The sequence below is a fragment of the Paenibacillus mobilis genome (assembly GCF_058267595.1).
Genome location: NZ_JBZCMS010000004.1, coordinates 476,537 through 483,049, shown reverse-complemented (window position 1 = coordinate 483,049; position 6,513 = coordinate 476,537). Strand labels below are relative to the sequence as shown.

Sequence of the window (6,513 nt, the reverse complement as noted above, 5' to 3'; positions counted from 1 at the left end):
CCACAGATATCAATGGGGACGTAAAAAGATGACTCCTGTACAGTACAGGAATCATCTTTTATCTGCGGCTTAAAACCACAAGTCCCTTTTTTTACAAGTGTCCTTGACAAAGGGTACAGTTCAGAAAAACCGCTTCTTTTCTTTTTAGAAAGGTATAAACACGACGATACTTACTTTAAAAAACTATCGCCTTCTCTAAAACCGGAGTAGATAAAATGATTTTTACCGAAAATAAAAACCTCTTTCTCCAAAGAAAAACCTACTTTTTCAGCTACACGGACGGATGCCGCATTTTTAGGGGCAATGATGCTAACCAACTTGCTTAACCCCAGCTCATCAAATCCATAGTCCCTGCAAGCTTGGGCCGCTTCCGTGGCAAACCCTTTTGACCATTGATTTCTATGGATATGGTAACCGATCTCGACCTCCGTGCTGCCGTTCAGGTTCTGTTTAATCAGACCACAATCGCCTATTACCTTTTTTGTATCCTTTAGGCAAACCGCCCATAAGCCATAACCGTCATTTATGTACCTGTCCTGGTTTCTTTTAACCCAGTCCCGTGTTTGTTTCATGCTGAAAGGAGCCGGATAAAACCTCATGGTCTCCGGGTCCGAATATATGGGATGCAAAGAAGAAACATCTTCATTTTCAAAGGGCCTCAGGAACAGCCTTGGCGTCTCCAGAATAATCATATTTACCCCCTCGCTCTCTCGATTGGATCTATCCAAAATGAATAATAACTTACGCAATCTCTTCAACCAAAAAATCATTTGGCTGCTTCCGCTGGAATTCCCCCTAGGCCAAACCGCCTACAATTCCCACAACCGCCTACGAAACAATCAAATCACATTGCAGGCAAGCAGCAGCAAAAAACGTAGATCACTCCGTTCTCTCCCTCTTTTTATGTATGGCTCGGATTCCATAACATGTCTTCTGCCTAATTATTAACAATAAAAAGGGCATCCTGCTTACAGGAGCCCTTTCTATTCTATTTACACCTGACAACAACAAGCTCGTAAACGCTTAGTTAGGACAGCCGGTAAACCGCAAACGGCTCCCCGTAGCGGAAGGAGGCGCTCAGCTCATCCAATTGCTTGAGCACGTCGTCCGGCAATCGGAGACCGATGCTTGCCAGATTGTCCTCCAGCTGGCTGGTCCGCGTAGCGCCGACAATGACGGTGGAAACCGCCGGCCGGTTCATCAGCCAGGCAATGGACAACGCGCTCGGCGAGCAGCCTAAATCCCCCGCCAGGCGGGCGACCTGTCGGCCAAGCTCGATCGTCTTCTCGCCCAAAAACCGCTGGAAGCTCGGATCGGTTTGGGCTCTGGAGCCGTCCGGCGCTTCGGCCGCTGCCGCGTATTTTCCAGTGAGGATACCGCCGGCCAAAGGGAAATAAGGAATAATCCCGACGCCCTGGTCCAGGCACAGCGGAACGAGCTCCAGCTCTGGCGTACGGTCCGCCAGGGAATAGCTGGTCTGGATCGATACGTAGGGTACAAAACCTTTCCGCTCGCTGACGCCCAGCGCCTTCATCAGCTCCCATGCCGCATAGTTGGAAGCGCCGATGTAACGGACTTTTCCTGAAGCAACCATGTCGTCCAGCGTACGCAGGGTTTCCTCAAGCGGTGTATAAGGATCGAAGGTATGGATTTGGTAGAGATCGATATAATCGGTTTTCAAACGTTTCAGACTCTGCTCCAGCTCCTGCTGCAGATGGAACCGCGACGATCCGCTTCCGTTAGGCCCTTCGCTGCGGTTCAGGCCGGCTTTAGTAGCCAAAACCACGTCCTGCCTTCTGCCTGCCAAAGCCCCGCCGATAATCGATTCGGAGGCTGTCCCCGCATAAATGTTCGCCGTATCGATAAAATTAATGCCGCTGTCGATGGCCTGATGAATGATTTTTACGGAGGTCTCCTGATCCGCCCGTTTGCCAAACGCATTGGTGCCTAAACCGAGAACCGAGACGTTTAATCCGCTTGCTCCCAACTTCCGATAATTCATCTTTGCTTCTCCCTTCTATTTGGACAGTATGGACTGCTTGTGTGCCTTGAAACTACTGATTATCACTATAAACCGGTACAGCCGGAATATACAACTTTTTCATTTCCCTCTCTGCAACTCTAGAAAAGGAATCCATGAATTTCAAGCGAACTATATAAAATCTTGTTTCTAAAATTTCAATCCCATGAGGTGTCCTTATGCAGCCAAACCCTTATCCGCAGATAACGGAAAAAATATTCCCCGGCTCCACCCTGCTCCGCCACTGGACGCTGACGGGCGGCGTCTCGGCCGAGGTAACCGGTCTTGAAATCCGGCAGGCCGACGGCAGGGTGAAAAAGATAGTCCTCCGCCGGCACGGGGCAGCCGACTTCGCCCGAAATCCCCGGATCGCGAAGGATGAATTCCGGCTTCTCAGCCGGCTGCACAAAGCGGGACTAGCGGTCCCCGTCCCTTACGCCGTGGACGAATCCCGGGAGCTGCTGGACATGCCCTATCTCGTCCAGCAGCTCATGGAAAGCGACGCCGATTGGCAGCCCGGCAATCTCGCCAAATGCGGCCGTGAGCTTGCGGCTCAGCTGGCTTTGCTTCATCAGCTGCCAGTTCAGGCCGATGATTATTCCTTTCTGCCAAGACAGGCGAACCTGTACACACAGCTGCTCGCCAAAACTCCCGTTAAGCCGGATACCTCGCTCAGCGAAGAGGTCATCCGGCAAACGCTGGAGTCCGTTTGGCCTTTGCCGGCGTGGAACCAGGAAGTTTTGCTGCATGGGGACTACTGGCCCGGCAATGTGCTTTGGCACGGTGACCGAATCTCGGCCGTCATCGATTGGGAGGACGCGGCCACCGGGGATCCGCTGGCCGATTTTGCCAATGCCCGCTTGGAGATTTTATGGGCGTGGGGACGGGAAGCCTTCGAAGCTTTCACCTCCGAATACAAGCTGCGGATGCCTGATGTCCGTTATGCCCATCTGCCTTATTGGGATTTATGCGCAGCGCTGAAACCGGCTTCGAAGCTGTCCGACTGGGGCCTTGAAGCGGCCAAAGAACAGGATATGCGAAGCAAACATAAGGAGTTTGTTGACGAGGCGCTCGCCGCGGTCAAGGGGCTTGGCCAGTGAAGATTGCATTTTGGCTGCTATACGACAGATTAGTTGATTCTAAAGATCATAAAAGAAATAACCCTTAGGCATAAGCCTAAAGGTTACTTCTTATCTTGAACACTTGGGGCTCCAAAAGTGTCCGTTTGAAGAACGCCTAGCCATCCACCGTTCTTCATTTCGGGTATCAGGACCGCCTGTTCCTTTTTAAATGCTATGAACCGTCTTATTTATTCCCTGCCTCAGGGAAATAACCGCGGCTCACGGCATGATCCACCAGCTTGCGGAGCAATTCTTCCATGGCCGGCGTCCGCTCCAGGCCTTCCGCTTTGCGGAACGAACCTTCGCTGGAGTAGCGGTAAGGCGTTGTCCGCACTCCGTCGCCTTCAAGCAGGGCAACGGCAAGCTGCACCGCTTCTTCGCTGATGCTTCGTCCTTCTGTCAGCACCCAGCGCTCAAACTGCTTTTTCGGCAGCAAGTCGACGTTGTATCCGAGCTCCATCAGGGAGGCGATCAACAGCTCATACCGCTGCTGGTCCGGATTGCTGATATGATAAATTTCGCCCAGCAGCGGACGAAGCATCAGCTTGACCATAAACCGGCTGGCAAAATCGACCGGCGTAATGTCGATATGCGTATTTACCGCAGGGGCTTTGCCGAGCAGCAGGAACGCCTTGATCATCCGGTAGAAGAAATTTTCATTGATGTTCGTTTGGAAGTGTCCCGTCCCGCTGTGGAGGGACAAGTTGCCCGCCCGGTAGATTGAGCAAGGCAGCCCGCGCTGAATCGCGTCGGCGACCACTTTTTCCGCCAGCAGTTTGCTGTGGGTATAAACGCTTTCCAGCTTGACGTCATAGAAACGTTCTGGGCTGTCCTTCACATCCTCCCAGATGCCGGCTGCGGCCATATCCTCCGGAATGCCGATCGTTGAAATAAAATGGAAACGGATCGCCGGGTTATCGTAGACGAAATCAATCAGCGATAGCGTACCCGTTACGTTAGTCGCCTGAAACTCCTCCGATTTGCCGAAATGTCTGACATCGGCTCCCGCGTGAATGATGGAAGTGATGTTTCCGGCAATAAAAGCGCGGTCCTCTTCGGACAATCCCAGATTCTCCTGGACCAGGTCCCCTTCAATGGCAAAAATCCGCTTTTCGTGACCGGCAAATACGGCGCTGCCGAAATAGGAATCCAGTGTTTTCCGGATCCGGCGGCTGCCGTTTTCGCCCGCTTTTGGCCGGACCAGCACATAAACGTTCGCTCGCGTGGAAGCCAGCAGTTCAGCAAGCAAATGCGAACCCAGGTACCCGGTTGCCCCTGTCAGCAGAATGTCCGAACCCAGCCCGTCTTCGGCGAGAAGCTGAATTTTCGGCAGCACCGGCAGCTCTTCCAAATCCTTGTATTCATCGAAAAGCGGCTCCTCTTCTTCCTCCTGGCTGTCCAGCGTCGAGATAAAAGCCGCCAACGCTTCAACCGTGGTATGCTCATACAAATCATTCATCCGCAGATTCAGATAATCCAGCTTCAGATTCGACAGCACGGCCATTACCGCCAATGAATCCCCGCCGATATCGAAAAAGCTGACATTCCGTCCTACCTTCGGCAGCTCCAGAATTTCCGCCCACAGCCTGGCCAGCATCGTCTCCAGTTCGCCGACCGGCGCCTCGAACGGCTCCGCCATCTCGGCCGCTTCCGGATTGTCCAGGCCGAGCAGGTATTTCCGGTCTACTTTGCCTGTCGGAGACAGCGGAATTTCCGGCAGACGGTAGAAATAAGCCGGGATCATGTACTGCGGCACGTAATTTTTCAGGTGCTCCTTCAAGTCCTTGACGGAAACGGGAGCTTTCTCGGAATAAAAGCAGGACAAATGTTTGACTACGCTTTGTTCCGTAACGGCTACTACAGCTCCATCCAGAATCAGAGGATGTTTGGAGAGCGCGTTTTCGATTTCGCCAATTTCGATTCGGAAGCCGCGCAGCTTGAGCTGCCCGTCCTTACGGTGCTGGAACTCGATGCTGCCGTCTGGCAGTTTTCTTACGATATCGCCGGATCTATAGATCTGGGATTGGCCTTCCGGATCAAACGGGTTCACGATAAAAACTTCATTCGTTTTCTCCGGTAAATTTAAATACCCTTTGGATAAACCCGGAGTCGCAATGTAAAGCTCCCCTTCTTCCCCATCCGGAGCCAGCGTTCCGTCCGGCTTAACAACGTAAAGCATGTAGTTGTCGAGCGGATAACCGATCGGAACCGTGTTTGCCGCGCTGTTCCAGGCCTTCTCGACTTTATAAATCGTCGTAAGCACCGTACATTCCGTTGGGCCGTAACCGTTGATAATGACGATTTCGGTCCCGAATTTGCTTTGGAATTTCCGGACATGCTCGGACAGAAGCGCTTCGCCGGCCACCAGGACGGTTTTGACGGTCCGCCACTTCTTTTTCGTCTCCGTCGTTGTGGTTTCGGCAATGCGGTTAAACACCGAAGTAGGCAGGCAGCCGATATGGGTGACGCTGCGGCGCTCAAGCAGGTCGACCAGCAGTTCCGGCGTCAGCTGCTCTTCTTTGGTCAGCAGAGCCAGATGCGCGCCGTTCAGCAGAGCTTCAAACGTATCGACTACGGAAGCGTCAAAGCTGAAGGTCGAGAACTGGGTCACTACATCCTCTGAAGTAAGCTGCAGGGAACGGGTCATGGAGTTGTACAGGTTAACGACTCCGCGGTGCGCGATCAATGTTCCTTTCGGTTTTCCGGTCGAACCCGACGTATAGATTACATAGGCTAAATCGTCCGGCTTCAGGGAGACATCCGTAAAGGCGGATGGCGACTCCGCAAATACGGCTTCCAGGGAAAGCAGATGGGTTTGACCAGCCTCCCCGGCCAAATCCGCCGCGCTCTCCTGATAACGCTCTTTGTACAAAATAAATCTACTGCTGCAGTCTTCCACGATATAACGCACTCTTTCAATCGGATGCTCGGGATCGATAGGGACGTAAACTCCGCCGGCGCGAATGACGCCTAATAACGAAATGACCGTTTCCGGGCTGCGTTCCATATAAAGACCGACAAAGTCCCCTTTTTTCAGGCCCGCCGCCGTCAAGGCATTGGCAACCTGGCCGCTTAACTGTTCAAGCTGTTCATAAGTAATCTCTCTTGAACCATAGGAAATGGCGATTTTGTTCAGGTGTTGGGAGGCCGCTCTACTAAACAGGCTGGCGAGGGTTTCTTTCTGAAGTTGTTCTTCCGTCAAATACGGGAAAGCAGGTTGTTTACTCTCCATCAGTTGTTCCAGTAACATGTTCTCTCTCCTTCTCCTTAGGAACCAAACACCAAAACAGGCAGAACAAATTCCGGCCGTGTTTTGGTGTCAGTTGCTGGCTTATATGGTTTGATTATTAGTGCGTATAAGTGTACGTAAGC

General features: G+C 52.2%; 4 protein-coding genes. 1 reads left to right on the top strand and 3 read right to left on the bottom strand.

Going from position 1 to position 6,513, the window contains the following annotated elements:
* Positions 1-170: 170 nt before the first annotated feature.
* Positions 171-692, bottom strand: coding sequence for a GNAT family N-acetyltransferase (locus AC3ZPD_RS10860; RefSeq protein WP_490984291.1), 522 nt, complete (start codon positions 690-692; stop codon positions 171-173).
* 335 nt (positions 693-1,027) lie between these two features.
* The gene (locus AC3ZPD_RS10855) at positions 1,028-2,002 is read right to left on the bottom strand and encodes an aldo/keto reductase (RefSeq protein WP_490984290.1); all 975 of its coding nucleotides are present in this window, start codon (positions 2,000-2,002) and stop codon (positions 1,028-1,030) included.
* Positions 2,003-2,199: 197 nt separating this feature from the next.
* On the opposite strand from AC3ZPD_RS10855, the gene AC3ZPD_RS10850 reads away from it, so the two are divergent.
* Positions 2,200-3,120: a phosphotransferase family protein gene (locus AC3ZPD_RS10850; RefSeq protein WP_490984289.1), complete on the top strand. Its 921-nt coding sequence runs from the start codon at positions 2,200-2,202 to the stop codon at positions 3,118-3,120.
* A 205-nt stretch (positions 3,121-3,325) separates the two neighbouring features.
* Here AC3ZPD_RS10850 and AC3ZPD_RS10845 read toward each other — a convergent pair whose 3' ends face one another.
* Entirely contained in the window at positions 3,326-6,391 is a 3,066-nt protein-coding gene (locus AC3ZPD_RS10845; protein ID WP_490984288.1) for a non-ribosomal peptide synthetase, read from the bottom strand.
* Between the last annotated feature and the right edge of the window lie 122 nt (positions 6,392-6,513).

What these genes read in the sequence shown, in the direction of transcription:
- AC3ZPD_RS10845 (WP_490984288.1), bottom strand. Translation starts at nt 6,391, where the DNA reads ATGTTACTGGAACAACTGATGGAGAGTAAACAACCTGCTTTCCCGTAT.
- AC3ZPD_RS10860 (WP_490984291.1), bottom strand. Translation starts at nt 692, where the DNA reads ATGATTATTCTGGAGACGCCAAGGCTGTTCCTGAGGCCCTTTGAAAAT.
- AC3ZPD_RS10850 (WP_490984289.1), top strand. Translation starts at nt 2,200, where the DNA reads ATGCAGCCAAACCCTTATCCGCAGATAACGGAAAAAATATTCCCCGGC.
- AC3ZPD_RS10855 (WP_490984290.1), bottom strand. Translation starts at nt 2,002, where the DNA reads ATGAATTATCGGAAGTTGGGAGCAAGCGGATTAAACGTCTCGGTTCTC.